The sequence below is a fragment of the Paenibacillus cremeus genome (assembly GCF_007786445.1).
Classification (GTDB): domain Bacteria; phylum Bacillota; class Bacilli; order Paenibacillales; family NBRC-103111; genus Paenibacillus_G; species Paenibacillus_G cremeus.
In genome coordinates this window covers 58,089-78,530 of the sequence record NZ_VNJI01000032.1, presented here as the reverse complement: position 1 = coordinate 78,530, position 20,442 = coordinate 58,089, and the positions used below count along the sequence as shown (strand labels likewise).

Genomic DNA, 20,442 nt, shown 5'->3' with positions numbered 1-20,442 from the left:
GGGTAAGGAGCATGAGCCGAGCGTGGACCAAAGTCGATTTGCTAACCCGCCTTGCCGACCGCACCATTGGCGGAAACCCGGACGAGCCGCACAACGATACCGGTATCGGACCTAATATTTGGCAGTGGCACCAGGGCGTGGCGCTGTATGGGCTTGTCAAAGCGTACGAGACGACGAATAAGGCGAAATACAAGGAGTTTATCCGGAGCTGGGTGGATGGGCACCTGGAGCGCCGGGATTTTGGCAAAAGCATCAACACCACCGCCCCGCTGCTCGCGGTATTGAAGCTGTACGAGTGGACAGGTGAGCAAAAATATTACGATCTATGCGAGGAATTCGCAGATTGGTGCATGGCGGAAGCGCCTCGTGCGGAGGAAGGAACCTTCGAGCATTCGTGTACGGCCAATTCATATCCGAACCAAATTTGGGCGGACACCCTGTTTATGGGCTGTTTGTTCTTGACGCAGTGGAGCCGGGTGACGAAGCGCCGAGTGTATGCAAGGGAAGCGGTCAGGCAGTTTGCGCTGCATTACAAATATTTGCATGACCCTGCAACTGGACTGCTGTATCATGGGTACTACGGCAATGAGCGCCAGAAGCGGGGAGTCATCTGGGGCCGGGGGAACGGCTGGTATGCCGCTGCCTTCCCGGAAGTGATTTCGCTGCTCGACTCGGAGGAACCGCTTCGCGAGACGCTGATTGCCGATTTCAAGAGGTTTATCAAAGGCGTTGCCGAGGCGCAGGATACGAGCGGAGCATGGCACACCGTCATGAACGCGCCGCATACATATCTGGAGCTGTCCGCTACCGCAGCGTTTACATACGGTCTGGGGCAGGCCATCGAGCGGGGCTATTTGGACCGAGCTTATGTTACGCAATATGATCGCGGTATCAACGCACTGATCCGTCACATCAATGAGCAGGGCGAGCTGACGAGCGCGTCGGGCGGCACCTCGGTGATGCCGAACCTGGAGGATTACAACGCCGTGAAGTATGCGCCGACGTATTTTGCCCAAGGGCTGGCCATGATCGCTTTAAGCGCCGTGTAAGCCGATTATCGAAACCGCTTCCAAATGCATTTGGTTCAAAAAAGAAATCAATCAGGGGTGACCTTCATGAAAAAACGAATGACGACCGCCATTTTGTCGCTGGCCTTGCTGGCCGCCGGATGCTCAAGCAGTGCGGGAACAGGAACGAGCACCGGTGAAGCGCCGAAGACCGGAGGAGGGGGCTCGGAGAAGAAGGCGGAGCAGCCGGCCGCTGCCAAGGTGTCCAGTGAGCCGGTGGAGCTGGTCGTGTTTTCCTCCAGCGGCGACTCTTTAGAGAGCTTTAACGAGCGTTTTGGAAACGCTATCGCGAAGAAATTCCCGAACTACAAGATTAACTACATCCGCAACGAAAAGGGCAAAACGCTGCCCGAGCTGCTAGCAGCCGGCCAAGTGATCGATATTTATTTTGATTCGATCCGGGTGTTTATCGGCAGCCTTCAGTACGACATGCAGCTCGACATGGACGATCTGGTGAAAAGCCATAACGTGGATCTGTCGAACCTGGAGCCGACGGCTCTCGATGGGATGCGCAAGCTGTCCGGCGGCAAGCTCTGGGGCATTCCGGTCACGAACAGCAACATGGCGCTGTATTATAACAAGGACATTTTCAACAAATTCGGCGTTCCGCTCCCGAAGGATGGCATGACTTGGGATGAGGTACTCGATCTGAGCAAAAAGCTGACGCGCTTCGAGGATGGCAAGCAGTTTCTTGGGCTTGGTGTGGCGACCACGCAAATGCTCAGCATGACGCAGCAATCGCTGCCGATCGTCGATCCGAAATCCGGCAAGTCTTCCTTATCCGACGACCGCTGGAAGAAGATGTACTCCACGCTTTATGAAGAACCGGCGAAGCCGCAGGGCTACCGGGAGTATATGAAAACGATAAAGGGCAACATCCCGAACGTCGACGAGTTTCATAACAAGCAGAACCTGGGCATGCTTGTTTACTTGAGCTCGTACTTCCAGGTGAATGCGAAAGAGCTCAAAGGCGTCAACTGGGACATGGTTTCCGTTCCGACCTTCAAAGATATGCCGGGTGTCGGCGTGCAGCCTTATCCGGGCTATTTCAGCGTTACCAAGCAATCCAAGCACAAGGATGATGCCATGGAGGTTATTAAGTACTTGATTTCCGACGAAGTGCAAATGCAGTTGTCCAAGACCGGCACGATGTCCGCGCTGAAGACGGATGCAGTGAAGAAAGCGTTCGGCGAGCAAAGCGAGTACAAGGATCACAACCTGAAAGCCGTTTATTTCAACAAATTCGCCGAAATGTCGCAAAAAACGAAGTATGATAACGCGCTGCAAGACGCTTATTTTGCTCCGATGAAGCAGGTGGCTTCCGGGGATGTGGACATCAATACTGCGCTTCGCCAAGCCGAGGAAGTGGCCAATAAGAAGCTGGACGAAGAAAAGAAGAAATAACGAGGGATGGCAAAAGACCGGGTAGAGACGAAACGCTCTCGCCCGGTTCCATTTTTTTTTATGGCAATCGGCGGGTGGACTCGGTATAGTAGAAGACAATGAGACATGGATTTGAAGCGCATTGGAGGCTGGATTCATCATGAGGAAGCGGACGAAACAAACGACGCTCGTGGCCGTGCTCGCAGCGATTGTGCTCGGCTCGACAGCCATCGGATTGCTGACGTCGAAGGCATGGAATGCCGCTGCAGGCGTAAAGGAGGAGCCAATGGAAGTGCAGCAAACAAGTGCTGGTGCACAGGTTCAGTCGCCGCCTGCTGCATCGCAAGCACAGGGGCAAGGGAACGGGGGTACGCTGATCGCTGCGATGACGAACAATTTGCTTCTGGAAGCGCTGTATAAATTTCCGACCCGGCTGGGCAGCGGGTTCGCGCCAAGCGGGGCGGTGAGCGTGAACAGCGACTGGGAGCAAGGCAAGAAGGGCTCGGTCATGTATATCGAGCAGCAGCGCTACGGAGCGGATTATGTGATCGCGGGCCTGATGACGAAGAAGAGCGACATCATGGATACCGGGATGAAGGTGATCCAGTGGGGCTTTGATCATCAAGGGGCGAACGGGGGCTTCCCGGATACGGGTGATCCGTTTCACAGCACGGAGTTTTTCTTGGAGGCCTCGTCACGGGCCATGCTGCTGCTGAAGCAGAACGGGGATCCGGCCTATACGGAGACGGTGGCGAAGTATACGCCGAAAATTAGTGCCGTCGCGCACTGGATGATGCTTCCCGAGGTGAAGACGCGCGGGAATAAGAACAATGCGCCTTATTCACACCGCCGGTGGGCTGATGCCGCAGCGCTGGGTCTTACCGCCGAGCTGACGGGAGAGCAGGCGCTCGCTAAGGAAGCGGAGGCATATGCCCGGGAAGGGCTGACACTGATGAAGCCGGACGGCATGTTCCCCGAGAAGGGCGCAGGCGATGCCAGCTACCAAGGGGTAGGGATGCTGTTCGCCGCCCGCTTCTATTATGTGTGTCATGACGAGGAACTGCGGGGTCAGGTGAAAGAAGCGGTCCGCAAAGGGCTGGATTGGGTGCTCGCGAATATGAACGACAATGGCGACATCGTCTATGACAATGCCCGGACAGGCGTAGAAGCCGGACGATCGGGTGCGATCAAGACCTATGATTACAAATCGCTCCTGTTTGCCCTCGACTTGGCTTCGCACATGACAGGCGATTCGAAATATGCCGAGGCGGCTCACAAGCTTGCGCTTGGAAGGAAATGGATTAGTGGTTGATAGGCTTGTTTTGATAGCGCTTTTCCGGTATGCTAAAGGCAAAAAGCGCAGCCGTTTGGGAGCTTGTGATTGGTGAGGGTGTTATGCAGAAGAAAAAGACGCGCAAAGGGTATCAGCTTCGACTGGACGAGATGATTCAAGCTTTGCGAGATGATATTATATCGGGCCGGCTGGCCATCGGAGCCTTCCTGCCCTCCGAGAGCGATCTCGAGAAGCAATTTCAAATCGGCAACAGCTCGGTCCGCAAGGGCTTGGAGCAGCTGGTCGACGAAGGACTCATCGAGAAGATCCCTAGGGTAGGCAATCGCGTCATCAGCCCCGGACCGGAGCGTGTGACGATCAAGTTCGGGTACTTCGGCTCGCTCGGCAAGCAAGTCGAAATGGAAGCGCTTATCAAAGAATTTCATGCTCAGTTTCCGCATATTCAAGTGCAATCGCTGGAGCTGCCGTCAGGGAACTTCAGCAAAGCGCTGAAGGAATATATGGAAGCGGAGCTGCTGGATGTCGTCTTGATCAACAACAATACATTCCAAGACTTCGTTGAAAAGGACTGTACGCCGTTATTCGAGCCGCTGGAAGCAGGCGATTCGTTCCCTTCGTTCTTAACGGAGCCTTTCAGTCGAGAGGGGCAGCTGCTCGTTCAGCCGTTCGTCTATTCGCCGGTTGTTTTGTGCTACAACAAACATCATTTTCAAGAGCAAGGGGTGCCGGAGCCGGACCGCAGCTGGTCCTGGAACGATCTATTCCGTTATGGAGAGCAGCTGGCCATCCCTAATGAGCGATTTGGCTTCTACTTCTATTTGCCGTCGCGCAACCGTTGGCCGATCTTTTTGCTGCAGAGCGGTTCGGAGTTCCATAAGGACGAGACGGGGTCGTATCAGCTGCGGGGAACCCCGCTCATGGATGGTCTGGAGGAGTGCAGGGAGCTCCTTCGCCGCACCGATGTGTTTCCGGCGATGTTGTCGGAGAGCAGCGACGATGCGGAAGCGTTTTTTCAGGACGAGAAGGTGTCGATGATTATGACGACGTACTTTTTCCTGAACGAAATGAAGCAGGCGCAGGTACAGTTTGATGTAGCGCCTCTGCCGTTGCCTCATGTGGGCGATAACAAGACGCTTTTGATCATTGTCGGGCTCGCTGTCAACAGCAAGTCCAAATCCAAAGAGGCGGCCAAGCGGTTTGTCCAGTTTTTGTCCTCATATGAGATGCAGCTGCGTCTACGCACCCGCACACTGAACATTCCCGCACATGAGCGGGCAAGCGAATCGTCGCAGGACGAGCTGGCGTATCGGCCATCCCGGTTTTCCATGTACCGCGAGCTGGAGCCGACCTATCATTTGATCACGGCGTTAGGACTCCGCAATGAGCAGCTAAAGGCGATCCAGAGGGACGTCATGCTGTTTTTGTCCGGTTTTCATGATCGCGAGACGCTGTGCGACCGGGTGGAACGCAAGCTTCGTGAATCGGTAGTCATAGTGTAAGGGGTAAAAGGGATTCGATCATTGGACTTGTCCAATGCGAATCCCCTATTTTTTAGGGCGACGCTTTTGGTCCTAAGTTCGTTGTGAAAATGTGTTGTTGACCGCGCTTACATTGTCATATATAGTTAGTTACGGGGTTAGTAGAGGGTTACATATCGAGGCGGGCTAGTCTAGTTTGATTGCTACTGGGGAGAGTGACGACATGATCTATAACGGAATCAAGTTTCATAACACGGTACAATTGGAAAAGAAAGAGCATCTCGGAGGACTGAGACTTCACCGGTTTCCGCAAGAGGTTCGGCATGCGATCGGGGACAAGGGCCGTACCAAGGCGGTCCAGTCCAATAACTGTGAGCTCCGCTTTGTTACGGAGGCGCCAACGGTTCGGGTGACGTTGTCGTCGCTGGAAACGAGCGGGAAGGTGCTGGTATTTCGCGGTGACTTTTTCCACTCCTCGCATCAGCTTCAGGCGGGCGCCATCCAGACGATTACACTGGAGGTACCGGAACGGTTCGCAGAGGTGAATCCGGAAATTTTGTCCAATAGGGCGTTTTCGCAGGGCGTATGGCGCATTTTCTTCGAGCGGTTTACGGCGGTCTTTTACGATATCGACGCCTATGGTTATGAGGTGCGTCCTCCGCAGGCTGATGAGGTTCCGCGTCTTACTTTTGTCGCCTACGGCTCTTCCATTACACAAGGGGCTGGCGCGCAAAGTCATTACAACTGTTATGTCCAGCAGGCGGCCCGACGTCTCGAGGTCGATGTGCTCAATCTAGGCTTGAGCGGTTCCTGCTTGTGCGAGCCTGAGATTGCCGATCACATTGCGGAGCGCAGCGATTGGGATTTTGCATTCTTCGAGCTGGGTGTCAACATGCGATCGGTGTTTACTCCTGAGGAGTTTAAGAGCCGGGCAGGCTATGTACTGGATCGCGCCATGGAGCGCCATGGGGATAAGCCGATTTTCTTGACGACGATTTATCCGAACCGGGCGACCTATTTTAAAAATGATTCCCACGCCTTCGTAGACCACGAACGGAAGTTTAACGAGATTTTGCGCAACTATGCACTGCAAAAAAATCACCGCCAGCTGCACCTCATTGAAGGCAGCGAGATTATGACGGACTTCACAACGCTAACCAGTGATTTGATCCACCCGTCGGATTACGGTCACCTGCTGATGGGTGAGCGTTTGGCAGAAATTATGAGGCCGGTCGTAGAGCAGCTTCGGACCAAGCATACCAACTAGACGAACAAGGAATGATGAGGCGTGAAAATAGAAGATAAGGTTGCAAGATACGGTTGGGCGCAGACAGCATTAAATCAGCTGCAGGCGGAGCTGGACGAGGCGATGCGTGTAGAGACGGATATTCCGGTCGAACCGGGAGGCTGGTGGCATCAATATGTTTGCCCGGAGCATCATAGCGAGCTGTTGTTTGATCCGCACGAGAATGATGCCTCTGTATTTACGTGTCCTCACGGCTGCAAGCTGGAGGGAGAGCCTTACCGTGGGGCGTGGCTCGTGTTCAAGCATCAAGCGATGGCCCGCCGTGCGCTGGAGGCTGCGGTCGTGTATGCCGCCACCAAGGAGTTGCGCTATGCCGAGTGGAGCCGCAGCATCTTAGAGCGCTATGCGCAGCAGTTTCCGCTCTATCCGGTTCATCCGGATTCGCAGCCTTGGATGCTTCGCGGACGCGCTTTCCATCAAGCGCTGACGGAGGCGTCGTGGGCGACCACGTTGATGCGGGCTTATTTGCTGCTTCGGGATGAAGGTGTGTTTGATAAGTCCGGGCTCGATGAACCGTTCCGGCTGTTCTTTTCGATGCTTGAAGAAAGTGTAGCTCAGGCTCGTGAGATTCTGGTGGAAGAACGTCAAAAGCCGGAGAGCAACTACACCGCTTGGCTGAATGCGGAGCTGGCTTGTCTTTACGCTTTAAAGCAAGATCATGTGAAGATGCGTGAGATTATCGAGGGAAAAGCAGGTCTGCGCCATCACCTGACCATTGGGGTAAAGCCGGATCAGATGGAATACGAGGGCAGTGTGTATTACCACGTGTTTGTGCTTCGGGCTTATCTGATCGCAGCGGAAATGGCGACTAGACTCGATTTTTCCGTCTACGACATGCAGGGAGAGCAGGGGCAATCGTTCGAGGGCATGCTGGATGCGTTGGTGCTTTTGGCCAGCGGCAGCGGTGAGCTTCCTTCCTTGCACGATGGTCCGTACGAGCGTGTTCCGTATTCGCGGGAGATTGCGGAAATTTTGGAAATCGGGATGATGCGCTACCAGAAGCCGGAATATATCCCGTTGCTCATGGCGGTCTATCGGACGCTGAATGAAGAAGGGGCTAGAGCAGGGCTTGAGGCGCTGCTGTTAGGGGAGGGCGACGGAATGGTGGATTCGAAGCCGATTCTTAAGCCTGCGGTATGCTTCGAAGCGTCTGGCTTCGTAGTAGGGCGGTTGGAGAGCAGTCCGCTGGCTTTTTACACCGACTTCGGCAAGCATGGCGGGTCGCATGGGCATTTTGACAAGCTGCATCTGACCCTGGAGCTGCAAGGGGAGTGGATTGCCCCGGAGCTTGGCATGGTGCCTTACGGATCGGCGCTGCGAAAAGAATGGTATGCGGCGACGGCGAGCCACAATACGGTGTTGGTCGGCGGCAAGTCCCAGCAGCCTCATGAAGGTGAGTGCGTCTCGTTTCAGCAAGTGGATGGCGCTGTGTACTCGTGGTTGCGGTCGAGGGAGGCTTTTGAAGGGTGCACGTTGAACCGGCACTTGTACTTAACCAAAGAGTGGCTTTTGGACTGGTATGTGGTGGAGCTGGAGGAAGCGGCCGAGATCGACTGGTGGATGCACGCACCGGTGCTGACGGCTTCGCAGCCGAATCACTGGCGGCCTGACGAAGGCGTATTGGAGGAGCAAGGAGCTTATTCCTATGTCAAGCGGAGGCTGACCTGGAAAGGCGAGTATGGAGCTTTATGCCAAACGCTGCTGGAGGGAGAGCGAGGAGGACGCGTTACGATGTCCAGCTTGGCGTTTCCGACCTCGGCTTTAACGATCGTTCAAACGCCTGGTACCTCGAAAGACCCTTCGCGATCGTTCCATGGACTGCTTCATCGGCAAACCGGGCGCATGGCCGAATTTGTGACGGTGTATCGGGCCGGCGAGGAACCGGTGGATATCGTCTGGCTGGGTACGGATGCTTCCGGGAACAAGGCGGTTCAATTGCATGTCGCGGGCCAAACCTGGGGCTGCGCGCTGGAGGTCGAGGCAGGGATACGTGTCAGTGTAGTTTAGTTGATGGATGCATGTATGGAGCATGGAGAGGCGGAATTTTCCTTTCGAACATTGAACCGGGAGAGGCCGCCTTTCCGTTTAAATACCTCTTTAAGCTGGAATGGGAAAGGGGAACCGATGAAGCGATTGCTAGGTGAAAAAGCAAGCTTACTCCGCCTAGGCGGGCTGCTCCCGGTGCTGGCGCTGTCGGCCTGTGCGGGCTTACATTTGACGGGTTCTTCCGTCATCCCGTCGGCTTCGGCCTCGGCGCAGCTGGAGTCAGCCGCAGTGTCTCCTGTGGTGGCGCCAGTGGCAGCAGAAGCCTCGGAGCCGGTGGTGGAGCTGTTCGCGGACCAGTTTGATGATCCGGACAGCTATGGCTCTACCGGCGGCATTGCGGTGCCGGCGCCATGGGTCCAGGAAGGAAAGGGCGGGAACGTGGCCAAAACCTCCGCCTCCTCTGCGGCTCCCTCGCTGCCCAATATGGTGAAGCTGGACGGCTTGGATGCCCTCTCGCTGCTGCTCGACACGACAGGCTTCCGCCATCTGAAGCTGAACTATGCGACTAGGGCGTCGTCTTATACCAGCGGTTGCGTCGTTGTGGAGTGGTCCGCGGATGACGGGGTCACGTGGACTACGCTGGAGCAGTTCAAGCCGCCGCAAGGCCAGAGTAGTGAAGGGATCAAGAAAAAGTCCTGGGCCTTAAGCGATGCCGCTGACAACAATGCCCATGTCAAGCTTCGATTCCGCACGGAGGATACCGTGAAGGCCAATCTGTACCTCGACAGCGTGTCCGTTACAGGGCAAGCCATTCCTGGCGTGGCATCTGCGGCGACTGCGGTTAGAGAATCCCCGGATGCGCTCGCTGCAACGGTCAATAAGCCCTTTAACGCACCGAAAGGGGTTAAAATGTATGAAGACGTTGAGATCGGCACGGCAGGGAAGCGGCCTTTGTATACGTCGATCGCCGTTCCGGAAGTGGCTCCCGACAGCCCCATGCCTGTGGTTGTCTATATTCACGGCGGCGGCTGGAATCATGGCGGACGGAAAGATGCGCTGAGCGCGATCAGCAGCTATGTGACCAAGCGGGGCTACATCGGCGTGACGCTTGATTACCGGCTTACGACGGAAGCGCCGTTTCCGGCTCAGGTGCAGGATGTGAAGCTGGCGATCCGTTACTTAAGGGCGCACGCCGAGCAGTATCATCTCAATCCGTCGCGGATCGGGGTGTGGGGCTCGTCCGCCGGAGGCCACCTGGCATCGCTTCTGGGCACGACAGGGGATCTCGTCTCCGGCCAGATCGATCTGGAGGGCACTGGAGGCTGGGCCGAGTATTCGGACAAGGTGCAGGCGGTCGCGGACTGGTATGGCCCGGCCGATTTTACGACTGATTTTGCCAATAAGTACAGCTCGGTTACAGCACTGCTAGGTGGGAAGAACGCGAGGTCCGTATCCGAGCTGGCGAAGCAGGCGATGCCTGGCACGTATGCGTCAGCTTCAAATCCGCCATTCTGGATCCGGCACGGGGAGGCGGACTCGACGATTCCGTACGCGGACAGCGTGGCCTTTGCCGAGCAGCTGAAGGCGGCTGGGGTCGAGGTCGTCGATTTTAAAACGGTGCCCGGCGAGGGTCACGGCTTTACCGGCGACGCTGCCGCTCAGGCGACAAAGGAAGCGTGGGCGTTCATGGACCGCTACGTGAAGAACGCGGCCGTTTCCGAGCCGATCGTATACAAGGCGGAATTGGCACCGTAACTCAGACAACAAGGAGGACACGATAAATGAAAGCCTCGATCAAAGTTTCACTCCTCATCGCAGCCACGGCTATCGCGATGTGCGCCACAACTGCGTGCGCTGTGCAAAAGCCGAGCAGCGGCAGCAATGCCACCGGATCAGCGCAGCCGGCACCAACGGCCACACCAGCCGCTGCGCTGCCAACTGCAGAGCCGAAGCCCCTGGTGCTGGCTTCGCCCGATAAGCCCGGGCTGTACAATGCCGACGGAGCGGCGCACCAGCTGCACGCCGACAACCCCGTCAAAGGCAAAACGATCAACGTCGTCGAGCTAGGCGCCGATCCGGCGGATAACGACAAGGACGACACCATCGCCATTAATGCGGCCATCAAAGCGGCTCAGCGGGGGGACGAGGTGTATTTGCCGAACGGCGTGTACAACTTGAAAAGCGAGCTGTCCACTGACAAAGCGGCCAATATCGAGCTCAAAAGCGGAGTCAACCTGCGCGGAGAGAGCCAGGATAAGGTGATTTTGCTGTCCAGCTTCGATAAGAGCGGCTCAAATACGAAAGTCATCAAAGCGCTGGGCTTAGAGGATATCGTCATCTCCAACCTGACGGTCAGCTCCGTTTTCAAAGGCAAATATACAACGGACCATGTGAACAACAATCCGGATCGCGGCGGTCCGGTGACCGGCATCTATATTGAGGATGCATCCGGCAAAGGCTCGCGCAGCATTACCATCGATCACGTCACTGTGGAAAAGTATCAGCGCATGGGCATACGCGTCAGCAACAGCCGGGATGTCATTGTCCGCAACTCCCTGTTTCGTAATGCTACCGATCTCGGCGGTGGTGGAGCAGGGTATGGCATCACGTTCCAAGGGATCCCGAAGACGGACCGCAAAGGGACCGATAACGACTCCTTGTTCAACCTGGCAGAAAACAACCGCTTCGAGGGGCCGTATATTCGTCACGGCGTGTTGATCCAATTTTACTCGCATAACAATGCCGTGCGCGGCAACACGTTCCACCAGACGCAGCTGGATTCCATCGATTTGCACGGAGAATTGGAGTATTTGAATGAGATTTACAACAACAAAATGGAGAACATTACCGGCGGCGCAGGCATCGGACTAGGCAATACGGGCGGCACCGCTCCGAGCAATCATTCGGCATCAGGACCGCTGAATTACATCCACGACAACACGATCACAGGCTCGCGCAACGGCATCACGGTCACGATGGGCAGCCCGAAGACGATTATCGAGAACAACACGATTACCGGAAGCAAGGTCAAGAACGGCACCGGCATTACGATCCAGAATGGACCGGATACGATTGTGCGGGGCAACCAAATCACGGACAACACGGCCGATAACTTTTGGGGTATTCTGCTCACGCACGATCCAGGTGATAAGAATGCCAAGGCCATCGGCGAAGGCGACCCGAAAGGCGTGCAAATCTCCGGCAATAAGGTGACGGGCAACAGCAACGGCGTCAAGATTGCGCAAGGCACCGATATCGTTCTGAAGGATAATCAAATCGAGCAAAACCGTGGATCGAACCTGGTCAATCAGACGGCGGGAGGTAAGTAAAGTTTTAGATTCTTATTATTTTTATTGATTTATAAATAAAAGTTAAAAAGTGGAAATAACAGCAATCATCACCAGCCTTGATTTTACATTAGGATAGGTGCAAGAGCTGATCCGAACTCTTCTTCACAGATTCGCTATAGTGACGGTTCCCTTTTTTAAACGAAGGGAGGTGCGCGAACAGAAAACGAACGCCTTTGATGGTAGTGGCAGATGCATGCAGACATGACACAACCGGACAAACCGAATCTAAAATGCGGTGAAGGAGAGGAACTTAATGGTTAAAAAGCGCAAATGGTCGGCCTTGATTATGCTTGTCGCGATGCTGGCTTCGCTGTTCGTTGCGATGCCAAGCGCAATGGCGGCGACGCTCTTGAGTGAGGATTTCGAAGACAGTGTGGCTAACGGGTTTTCCACGGAAATCGGCGCGTTCAGTGTGGCTACGGACGGCACGAAGGTGTATGCAACGAGCTCCGCGACGGCGCGCAGCTATGCCGGCAATAGCACATGGACCAATTATTCGGTACAGGGCAAAGTAAAAGTCACCTCCTGGAGCTCCACGACAAGCTATACCGCTGGACTGCTTGGGCGATATACGGATTCGAGCAATTACTACTTATTCGTCTATGAGCTGGGCGAGCTGCGGCTGAAGAAAAAAGCGGGCGGCACCATCACGACGCTTGCCAGCAAGGCCTATACGTTCAACCTGAACACTTGGTACACCTTCAAGGCCAACATGAGCGGTTCCAGCCTCGCTTTTTATGTGAATGGCGTACAGGAGCTGACAGCCACAGACAGCACCTTCTCATCCGGGAAAGCGGGGTTGATCTCGATCGCGGGCAATGAATCTCACTTCGACGATATCCAAGTAGCGGACATCGTCACCGCCTCTTCTTACGATAACGCCGTGCTGGCCGATAGTCCGGTCGGCTACTGGCCGATCTCGACCAGCGTCACAACGGACCAGACCGGACACGGGATGACCGGTACGTATACCGGCAGCCCGACGGCTACGACGCTGCCGAACGGCGAAGCGGCCGTTGCGTTCAACGGTGTGGATCAATACATGACGATCGCGGATAACGATTATCTGGAGGTCACACGCACCGGGATCATCACGATTGAAGCCTGGATGCGGCCGGATGTCCTGGAATTCCCGCATGCGGAAAGCAGCGGCTATGTTCATTGGATGGGGAAAGGAACCTCAGGCCAGCATTCCTGGGTCGCGCGGATGTACAGCTACACGAACACCGAGAACCGTCCGAACCGGATCAGCGGGTACTCGTTCAACCTGAGCGGGGGACTCGGAGCCGGGTCCTATTTCCAAGATACCGTGACCGCCGGCCAATGGATCCACTATACCTTGGTCATCAACACCGTGAACACGGACGCAACCTATACGACGGGCTACACCAAGATTTTCAAAAATGGCGTCCTGCGCGATCAAGACAAACTATCTGATTACAGCATCATTCCGGGCAACGGAACCGCACCGATGCGAATTGGTACGCGCGACCTGAACTCGTTCTTCCAGGGGGCGGTTGGAAAGGTGGCAGTGTACGATTACGAGCTGACTCCAGCACAGCTGACGGCCCACTACAACGCCATGACGCAATAAGCAGCGAATATGCACCCAAAACAAACGCAATCCCGGCAAGCAAGCCGCTGGGATTGCGTTTTTGCTTGCTTTTGCAGATTCATGAATTCTTATCAATTTTATGGATAGTTAAAAAAAAGCGAACCTTTCGAATTGCTCGCTATATTCAAGACAGCGCCGGCCGGGCTATGATAGGCTCAAGCAAATGATAACGAAATCTTAACGCCTAGGAGGTGCCCATGGATAATACAGCGATCCTTACATCGAAGAAAGAAATCCCGCGCTCGACACCGAAACAGGCGATGAAGTCGCGGTGGCAGCATTGGAAGAAAGGGAAGTATTTGCTGCTTCTGTTTTTTCCAACATTCCTCTATTACTTAATCTTCAAGTACGCCCCCATGTTCGGCCTGATCATTTCCTTCAAAAATTACAACTTGTTCAAGGGCGTATGGGCCAGCGATTGGGTAGGGTTCAAGTATTACTTGCTGTTTTTTCAAAACCCGGACTTCTTCAAGCTGCTGAGGAACACGATCATGCTGGGACTGTACAAAATCGTCTTCGGCTTCTCCGCTCCCATTATCCTCGCCTTGCTGATGAACGAGGTGAAGCGGGTCTTCTTCAAACGCTTCGTGCAAACGGTCAGCTACCTGCCTCACTTCATTTCCAACGTCGTGGCAGCGAGTATGGTGCTCATGTTCTTGTCGCCTTCGAGCGGGATCGTGAATCATTTTTTGCAGTCGCTGGGAATGACGCCGATTCACTTCATGGCGGTGCCGGAGCTGTTTCGTCCGATCTACGTTATATCGGAAATTTGGCAGCACGTAGGGTGGGAGACGATCATCTATTTGGCCGCTCTCACGTCGATCGATCCCCAGCTGTATGAAGCGGCGGAGATGGATGGAGCCGGAAGGTGGAAGCGGATGGTGCACGTCACTCTTCCCGGGATCGCTCCGGCGATTGTCATTCTGCTGATTTTAAACGTAGGGCACGTGCTGGATATCGGGTTTGAAAAGGTGTTTCTGATGTACAACCCGGCTGTGTACGAAACGGCGGATATTATAAGCACCTATGTGTACCGGACGGGGATTAGCCAAGGAAACTACAGCTACGCGACGGCGATCGACCTGTTTACAGGCATCGTGAGTCTAATCTTCATTACTTCCGCCAACTGGGTCGGCCGAAGGCTCGGCGAAACCAGCTTGTGGTAGCGGGCAGAGAGGAGAAGAGAACACCGATGAAAGCCAAATGGGGATGGGCCGATCTAGTCATTACCGCTTTGCTGCTTGTCGTGGTCGTCGCCACGCTGTATCCTTTCTTGTACATGATCGCCGTATCGTTCAGCCAGGACATCTATGTGCTGAAGGGTGAGATTACGCTGTGGCCTAAAGGGTTTAACCTGAAAATGTATGACATCGTGCTCAAGGACCCACGGATCTCGAGCGCTTATGTGAATACGATTCTCTACGTTGTTATGGGTACGGTGCTGTCCTTGTTCCTGACCTCTATGGGGGCGTTTGCCATCTCGAAGAAAGAGATGCCGCTGCATCGAACGTTTACGATGATGATTGTGTTCACGATGTTTTTCAGCGGGGGCATGATTCCAACCTTTCTGGTGGTCAAGCAGATCGGGCTGATCGATACCATCTGGTCCATGATCGTGCCGACGGCCATCAGCACCTGGAACTTAATCGTCATGCGCACCTTTTTCTCCGCGATGCCGAAGGAGCTGGAGGAGTCCGGCAAAATCGACGGGCTGACCGATCTGGGGATTTTCTTCCGGCTTGTGCTTCCGCTCTCGAAGGCCGTGCTTGCGACGATAGGCTTGTTCTACGCCGTCGGGATTTGGAACAATTTCTACTCGGCACTCTTGTACCTGCGGGATCAGAACCTGTTTCCACTGCAGGTGGTGCTGCGCAATATCGTATTGCAAGGGCAGATCATTTCTGCCAACGTCTCCAGTGTAGGCGGAGATAACTTGGTGGTGGAGGATTCCTTGAAGTTCGCAACCATCGTCGTATCTACCGTACCAATCCTGCTCGTCTATCCGTTCCTGCAAAAGTATTTCGTCAAAGGGGTTATGATCGGTTCCGTAAAAGGCTGATCAAATCCGCTTATCCATGGGTTTAATGATTTCTAAATATAGAAACAAGAAAAAGGAGACTGGCTCTATGAAAAAAGGGATGTCGATGTTGTTGATTGCCGGCTTGACCGTATCCGTTCTGGAAGGCTGCTCGGGTGGCGCAACCCAAGCTCCTGCAGGGGGCAGCGCGCCTGCTTCCACACCGAGCGGAACGCAGCAGCAGGCACCACAGGCTCAAGCACCGGTGAAGCAAACGTTTACGATGCTGGATAACTCACACCCGAGCTGGCCGTATGACAAGAATGCGCCGGTATGGAAGATGCTGGAGGAGAAAACGGGTGTCACGCTGGATGTGCAGGTGCCGTCAGGCAATATCGCCGATACGCTGAGCATCACGATCGCTTCGGGCAATTTGCCGGATATCATGTATACGCCGGATAAGAAGCTGGCGGATAAATATGGGCAGCAGGGCGCGCTGGTGAACATTTTGGAGCACGTCAATGAAATGCCGAACCTGAAGAAATGGATGGAAAAGTACCCGACTGAAACGCAAAATGCGATCGCTGCGGACGGCAAAATGTACATTTTGCCTAATGAGGGCATCGGCGAAACGAACCGGATGAACTGGATGTACCGCGAGGATGTGTTCAAGAAGCTGGGGATTGCGCTACCGCAAAACTGGGATGATCTGTACGGGGCGCTGAAGAAGATCAAAGCGGCATATCCGAACAGCTATCCGTTTGCTTACCGCGCAGGTACGGACTCGGCGATTTTGTATCTCCGCAACTTTGCACCGGCGTTCAACACCGGATGGGACTATTACTACGACTTCGATAAGAAGGAATGGCGATACGGTCCGACCGAAGACAATTTCAAGACGATGGTGACCTACCTAAATAAATTTTACAAGGAAGGCTTGATCCCGCCAGATTTCATGACTGTGGATACGAAGCAGTGGCAGGACCTGATGTCAACGGAACGGGCTTTCGTCACCGTCGATTACATCGGCCGGATTGACTTCTTCAACACCGCCCTGCGCAAATCGATGCCTGAGTATAACCTGGCGTTTATGCCAACCCCTGCGGGCGTGAACGGCTTTCAGAAAAATGCCTTCACTCAATACGTCGAATCCGGTTTAATGGTATCTTCCACTTCGAAGAAGCTGAAGGACGTCCTGAAATACATCGATTTCTTCTACAGCGACGAAGGCCGTACGCTTACGAGCTGGGGGAAGGAAGGCACGACGTTCAAGAACGAGGGCGGCAAGAAGACGTTTATCGAAAAATTCGCCGACGTCTCCGATCTGCGTAAGAAGACCGGCTTATCGACAGACGGTACGTACGCCTGGTTCGACTACGATGCCCATCTGTCATTGTCTTCTCCAGAGCTGCAAGTAGCTTACAAGGAAGCACCGAAGTATGACAGCAAGCAGCAGCCTCGTCCGGCGTTCAACGCGCAAGAGACGGAAGTGCTGACGACGGTTGGCGACGTAATCACGAAGAAGCGCGACGAGAACCTGTCCAAGTTCATCATGGGTACACGCAGCTTGGAAGAATGGCCGAAATATGTGGATGAAATGAAAAAGCTGGGTATTGACAAGACGCTGGATATTTACAAGAAAGCGTACGAGCGCTCCGCGAAGAAATAAGGTGAAAAAGGACTAATCGGGGTCATAGTTTAGCAGCCCTTGATTAGTCCTTTTTTTGATCCACGCTTACCCCAAATGCATTCGGCGATACTCGCTCGGGGTGAGTCCGGTATGCTTCTTGAACATGCGGTTGAACGATGCAACGGTATAATAGCCTACGAGCTGTGCGACGTCCTGGATTTTCAGATCGGTTTTTTGAAGCATTTCCGTGGCCTTATCCATGCGCACCGAGTTGACGTACTCGCTGAAGTTGATATCCGTTTTTTCCTTGAAATAAGTCGATAAATAGGCGCCGGTAATGTTCAGCTTATCCGCCAGCACGTCCAGCGACAGATCGCTGCCGAAATGCTCGTTCACATACGTCGTCACGAAGCTTGTAATGTGATCGGTTGCTTCCTTCTTTTGCTTGATCACGCTTGCGGACTGGGTGAGAAACTCCCTGAAATAGCTCTGAAACTGCTCCAGCGTGCGGCAATCCTTCAGGGAATCAGCCGGTGACGGCTTGTCGTCCAGCCAAGAGATTGGAATATTGATCGAATACATTGTTTTGATGATGAGGTTCACAATTTCCTTGGATAAGGAGTTGATCTGAAACAGGGAGGCATCCCGCTTCACGGCGTGCTCTAGAGTTTTCATCACTAGCGGAATCGTAATTGTCTCGTTGCCGGAGGATAAATTGGCGGTAAGCTCTTTGAGATCCGACTGCGAAAACCAGATTTCCGGTGGAAGCTCCGTTTTGTCATAGATGATTTGGACGCCTTCGCCCAGCTTGCGGCACTTCTGCAGCTGGCCCACCTGCTCGAACATGGCGTTGAATTCCATGGCATTCGCATTGACCGGACTGACCGCGATCGTCACGTCACAGTACCCCGCATCCAGCTCCAAAATGCCTCTGACCTTATGCAGCAGCTCTTTTGTCGTGGACGTATCGACGGTTTCGACAAACACAATCGTAAGAATTTGATCCTTTTCAATCTGGAACGTCAATGAATCCTTGTAGGTTTGCGTAAAGAGGGAATGAATGAATTCCTTGATATAGTACGAGGCCCGGTTCGGGTCCATTCCCATCTCGGACAGCAGACTCTCCTTGTACATGACCTGATACAGGATGAGCTGGAAGGGACGGTCGATGGCCATCGACAGCTTCGCGTCTTGAATGTCGGTATGGATCATTTTCACTTTGTTCATGTAGGCGTAATGCTGCAGCAGCGAATTTTTGGCCAGCAGATCGTTGTGAATGTCGACATTCGTTCTAAATAAATCGTGGAGCTTTTGGCTGATTACATTGAATTCTTGGATGGTGCTGAGCGCCGGAGACTTGTTCTTGTCCATTTCTTGGATGGATCGAATGATCGCCGAGAGCGGATTGTGGAACTTCCCGGCAAAAAAGATCGAAACTACGACTCCAATCAAAATGGAAACGATGAGCAGCACCGCCATGATGACATTCAAACGGACAATTTGCGTCGAGATGGCGTCGAATGGAACGACCGTCAAGTAGGTGAATCCGGTCTCAAGACCTTTTTGATAAAAATAGTAGTCCGTGCCGCTCACATAATGTCCGGACTTTTCCGTGCCTGCCCTAACCTGTACCGGGTGGTTCAGATTGGTTGCGGAGAACGCTTCCTTGCCTGATTCATCGTAAATATAGAACGAGGTATCCTTCTGCACTAGGCTGAACGTGGTGTACATCTTGGCGCTGTCGAGCATGCCAATGATCGCAAAGTTCGGGTTCGCCGCACTTTTGAACACAATTGGATTAAATCGGCCCAGGTAATTGGTGTAAAAGCTGTTCTTCTCAATAAAGTCCGTGGCGGGATAAATGTGGAACGAAAACGGCTTTTGAAGCTCCTGCTCCCAAAATTGCTTCGTATACTGCGTCGATTGAAAAAATTTGTTGAACATCGTTTCGGTCGGACTGGCGCCGCTTTTGTCGAGGGCATAGTTTTGGCGTGGGAAATAGTAAATGACATTGTACAAAAAGAGCTGCGAGTTGGTTAGCGTATTTTGCAGATCCTTTTGAATCTCGCTGGCAATATAGTAGTCGAAGGGCAGGGAATCGTTCTTCAAAATTTCGGTCTTATTGTTAAAGTAGTTCCCGATCATCATGCTCTTGATTAGCTTAATGTGCTTCTCGTAATTGACGACCGTGGCGTTCAGATTCAGACTGCTGTTCTTAATAATCTCATCACGGATATTACTGCGGAAAAAGGTAAACGTCATCACATTGAAGGACACGAGCAGCAGGATGATGATCAGAAAGCTGATGAGCAGCCGATAGAACAAGGTCCCGCTGTATTTTTTGTGGGGAAAAATGTTGGCGAGCATAGCAGCCTCCCATCGCGATTCTGACTTGTTGGAGTTATTATAGCACAATAAAATGGGCAGGGAATGATTGTAAGCGAACCTGATTATAAACAAAAATTTAGAAAAGTGGGTCAGTTTGTCGAGTCGTGAGGAATGGTGAAGAATGGTGGTATTTATTCCCAGATTGATTTATCATGAAGCTTAGATAGACCATTTTTCATATCTGAAGGGGAGTGTATTTATGAAGGAACGAAAATCGGAAGTGGGAGCAAAGCCGGAGCGCGTCAAGGAGCAAGTGGAATCTTATGAATACGTGGACCGACCGGCGCCGAATCCGTATGTCGAAGAACGCTATGAGATTATTGAAGGTGTGCGGTATGATTTGTCTCCGGCGCCAACCATTTTGCATCAAAAAATTGCCGCTCAACTGTATTTGGCCTTGCATTCTACGTGCCATGCGAACGGTACAATTCTGTTTTCACCCATCGATGTTTATTTGGATGAAGACAATTGCTTTCAGCCGGATCTTGTTATGGTTCTGCATGAGCGGGAGCATATTATCACTCCGGCCCGCATTGAGGGAGCTCCGGACTTGGTTGTAGAAATTTTATCCCCCAGCACGAGCACCAATGATAAAATTCGCAAAAAACGCCAATTTGAAAAGCATGGAGTTACGGAATATTGGATCGCTGATCCAACGCATTTCACGATTGATCAATTTGTACTAGTCAATGGGGAATTTGTGCTTCATGAAAGCTACGGCGCCGGAATCGGTGATGTGCTGACCTCGGAGCGGTTTACCTGCATTCATATCGAGCTGGACAAGCTGTTCGGAGCGGTAAAGTGAGGCATACGATTTCTCACGCGGAAGCGGGGGGATCACAATCGGCGCTTCGATCAGCTTCGGTAAAGCGCGGGCTTGCTCCGGCGTGACATCCGGGACGAGCAGCGGGCCGGTCTTGGAGATTGG

The 20,442-nt window shown here is 53.4% G+C and carries 14 protein-coding genes; 13 read left to right on the top strand and 1 reads right to left on the bottom strand.

Going from position 1 to position 20,442, the window contains the following annotated elements:
• Positions 1-11 precede the first annotated feature (11 nt).
• The 12 genes from FPZ49_RS22320 to FPZ49_RS22265 all read left to right on the top strand — a co-directional run bounded on the left by FPZ49_RS22320 (position 12) and on the right by FPZ49_RS22265 (position 17,165).
• Positions 12-1,049, top strand: a complete 1,038-nt coding sequence (locus tag FPZ49_RS22320; RefSeq protein ID WP_144851185.1) for a glycoside hydrolase family 88/105 protein — start codon at positions 12-14, stop codon at positions 1,047-1,049.
• A 66-nt stretch (positions 1,050-1,115) separates the two neighbouring features.
• The gene (locus FPZ49_RS22315; protein ID WP_186446005.1) at positions 1,116-2,471 is read left to right on the top strand and encodes an ABC transporter substrate-binding protein; all 1,356 of its coding nucleotides are present in this window, start codon (positions 1,116-1,118) and stop codon (positions 2,469-2,471) included.
• 139 nt (positions 2,472-2,610) lie between these two features.
• The gene (locus FPZ49_RS22310; protein WP_144851180.1) at positions 2,611-3,762 is read left to right on the top strand and encodes a hypothetical protein; all 1,152 of its coding nucleotides are present in this window, start codon (positions 2,611-2,613) and stop codon (positions 3,760-3,762) included.
• An 83-nt stretch (positions 3,763-3,845) separates the two neighbouring features.
• The gene (locus tag FPZ49_RS22305; protein ID WP_186446004.1) at positions 3,846-5,243 is read left to right on the top strand and encodes an extracellular solute-binding protein; all 1,398 of its coding nucleotides are present in this window, start codon (positions 3,846-3,848) and stop codon (positions 5,241-5,243) included.
• A 202-nt stretch (positions 5,244-5,445) separates the two neighbouring features.
• Positions 5,446-6,489, top strand: coding sequence for an SGNH/GDSL hydrolase family protein (locus tag FPZ49_RS22300; RefSeq protein WP_144851176.1), 1,044 nt, complete (start codon positions 5,446-5,448; stop codon positions 6,487-6,489).
• A gap of 21 nt (positions 6,490-6,510) precedes the next feature.
• Positions 6,511-8,535, top strand: a complete 2,025-nt coding sequence (locus tag FPZ49_RS22295) for a heparinase II/III domain-containing protein (RefSeq protein WP_144851175.1) — start codon at positions 6,511-6,513, stop codon at positions 8,533-8,535.
• A 117-nt stretch (positions 8,536-8,652) separates the two neighbouring features.
• Positions 8,653-10,269: an alpha/beta hydrolase gene (locus FPZ49_RS22290; RefSeq protein ID WP_144851173.1), complete on the top strand. Its 1,617-nt coding sequence runs from the start codon at positions 8,653-8,655 to the stop codon at positions 10,267-10,269.
• Between the two features lie 26 nt (positions 10,270-10,295).
• Positions 10,296-11,843, top strand: a complete 1,548-nt coding sequence (locus FPZ49_RS22285) for a right-handed parallel beta-helix repeat-containing protein (protein ID WP_144851171.1) — start codon at positions 10,296-10,298, stop codon at positions 11,841-11,843.
• A 274-nt stretch (positions 11,844-12,117) separates the two neighbouring features.
• Complete coding sequence (locus FPZ49_RS22280; protein WP_261381541.1) at positions 12,118-13,458, top strand: LamG domain-containing protein; 1,341 nt, start codon at positions 12,118-12,120, stop codon at positions 13,456-13,458.
• Between the two features lie 281 nt (positions 13,459-13,739).
• Positions 13,740-14,645 carry an ABC transporter permease gene (locus FPZ49_RS22275; RefSeq protein WP_144851205.1) on the top strand — a complete coding sequence of 302 codons (906 nt, stop codon included), beginning with the start codon at positions 13,740-13,742 and terminating at the stop codon, positions 14,643-14,645.
• Between the two features lie 26 nt (positions 14,646-14,671).
• A complete protein-coding gene (locus tag FPZ49_RS22270) occupies positions 14,672-15,538 on the top strand; it encodes a carbohydrate ABC transporter permease (RefSeq protein ID WP_144851169.1) in 867 nt (288 codons plus the stop codon).
• A 67-nt stretch (positions 15,539-15,605) separates the two neighbouring features.
• A complete protein-coding gene (locus FPZ49_RS22265) occupies positions 15,606-17,165 on the top strand; it encodes an extracellular solute-binding protein (RefSeq protein WP_144851167.1) in 1,560 nt (519 codons plus the stop codon).
• 66 nt (positions 17,166-17,231) lie between these two features.
• Here FPZ49_RS22265 and FPZ49_RS22260 read toward each other — a convergent pair whose 3' ends face one another.
• Complete coding sequence (locus tag FPZ49_RS22260) at positions 17,232-19,493, bottom strand: helix-turn-helix domain-containing protein (protein WP_144851165.1); 2,262 nt, start codon at positions 19,491-19,493, stop codon at positions 17,232-17,234.
• A 220-nt stretch (positions 19,494-19,713) separates the two neighbouring features.
• On the opposite strand from FPZ49_RS22260, the gene FPZ49_RS22255 reads away from it, so the two are divergent.
• Positions 19,714-20,319, top strand: a complete 606-nt coding sequence (locus FPZ49_RS22255) for a Uma2 family endonuclease (protein WP_144851163.1) — start codon at positions 19,714-19,716, stop codon at positions 20,317-20,319.
• Positions 20,320-20,442 lie beyond the last annotated feature (123 nt).

Coding starts and splice junctions, on each gene's coding strand:
- FPZ49_RS22320 (WP_144851185.1), top strand. CDS start 12: ATGAGCCGAGCGTGGACCAAAGTCGATTTGCTAACCCGCCTTGCCGAC.
- FPZ49_RS22265 (WP_144851167.1), top strand. CDS start 15,606: ATGAAAAAAGGGATGTCGATGTTGTTGATTGCCGGCTTGACCGTATCC.
- FPZ49_RS22315 (WP_186446005.1), top strand. CDS start 1,116: ATGAAAAAACGAATGACGACCGCCATTTTGTCGCTGGCCTTGCTGGCC.
- FPZ49_RS22255 (WP_144851163.1), top strand. CDS start 19,714: ATGAAGGAACGAAAATCGGAAGTGGGAGCAAAGCCGGAGCGCGTCAAG.
- FPZ49_RS22300 (WP_144851176.1), top strand. CDS start 5,446: ATGATCTATAACGGAATCAAGTTTCATAACACGGTACAATTGGAAAAG.
- FPZ49_RS22285 (WP_144851171.1), top strand. CDS start 10,296: ATGAAAGCCTCGATCAAAGTTTCACTCCTCATCGCAGCCACGGCTATC.
- FPZ49_RS22275 (WP_144851205.1), top strand. CDS start 13,740: ATGAAGTCGCGGTGGCAGCATTGGAAGAAAGGGAAGTATTTGCTGCTT.
- FPZ49_RS22290 (WP_144851173.1), top strand. CDS start 8,653: ATGAAGCGATTGCTAGGTGAAAAAGCAAGCTTACTCCGCCTAGGCGGG.
- FPZ49_RS22310 (WP_144851180.1), top strand. CDS start 2,611: ATGAGGAAGCGGACGAAACAAACGACGCTCGTGGCCGTGCTCGCAGCG.
- FPZ49_RS22280 (WP_261381541.1), top strand. CDS start 12,118: ATGGTTAAAAAGCGCAAATGGTCGGCCTTGATTATGCTTGTCGCGATG.
- FPZ49_RS22305 (WP_186446004.1), top strand. CDS start 3,846: ATGCAGAAGAAAAAGACGCGCAAAGGGTATCAGCTTCGACTGGACGAG.
- FPZ49_RS22270 (WP_144851169.1), top strand. CDS start 14,672: ATGAAAGCCAAATGGGGATGGGCCGATCTAGTCATTACCGCTTTGCTG.
- FPZ49_RS22260 (WP_144851165.1), bottom strand. CDS start 19,493: ATGCTCGCCAACATTTTTCCCCACAAAAAATACAGCGGGACCTTGTTC.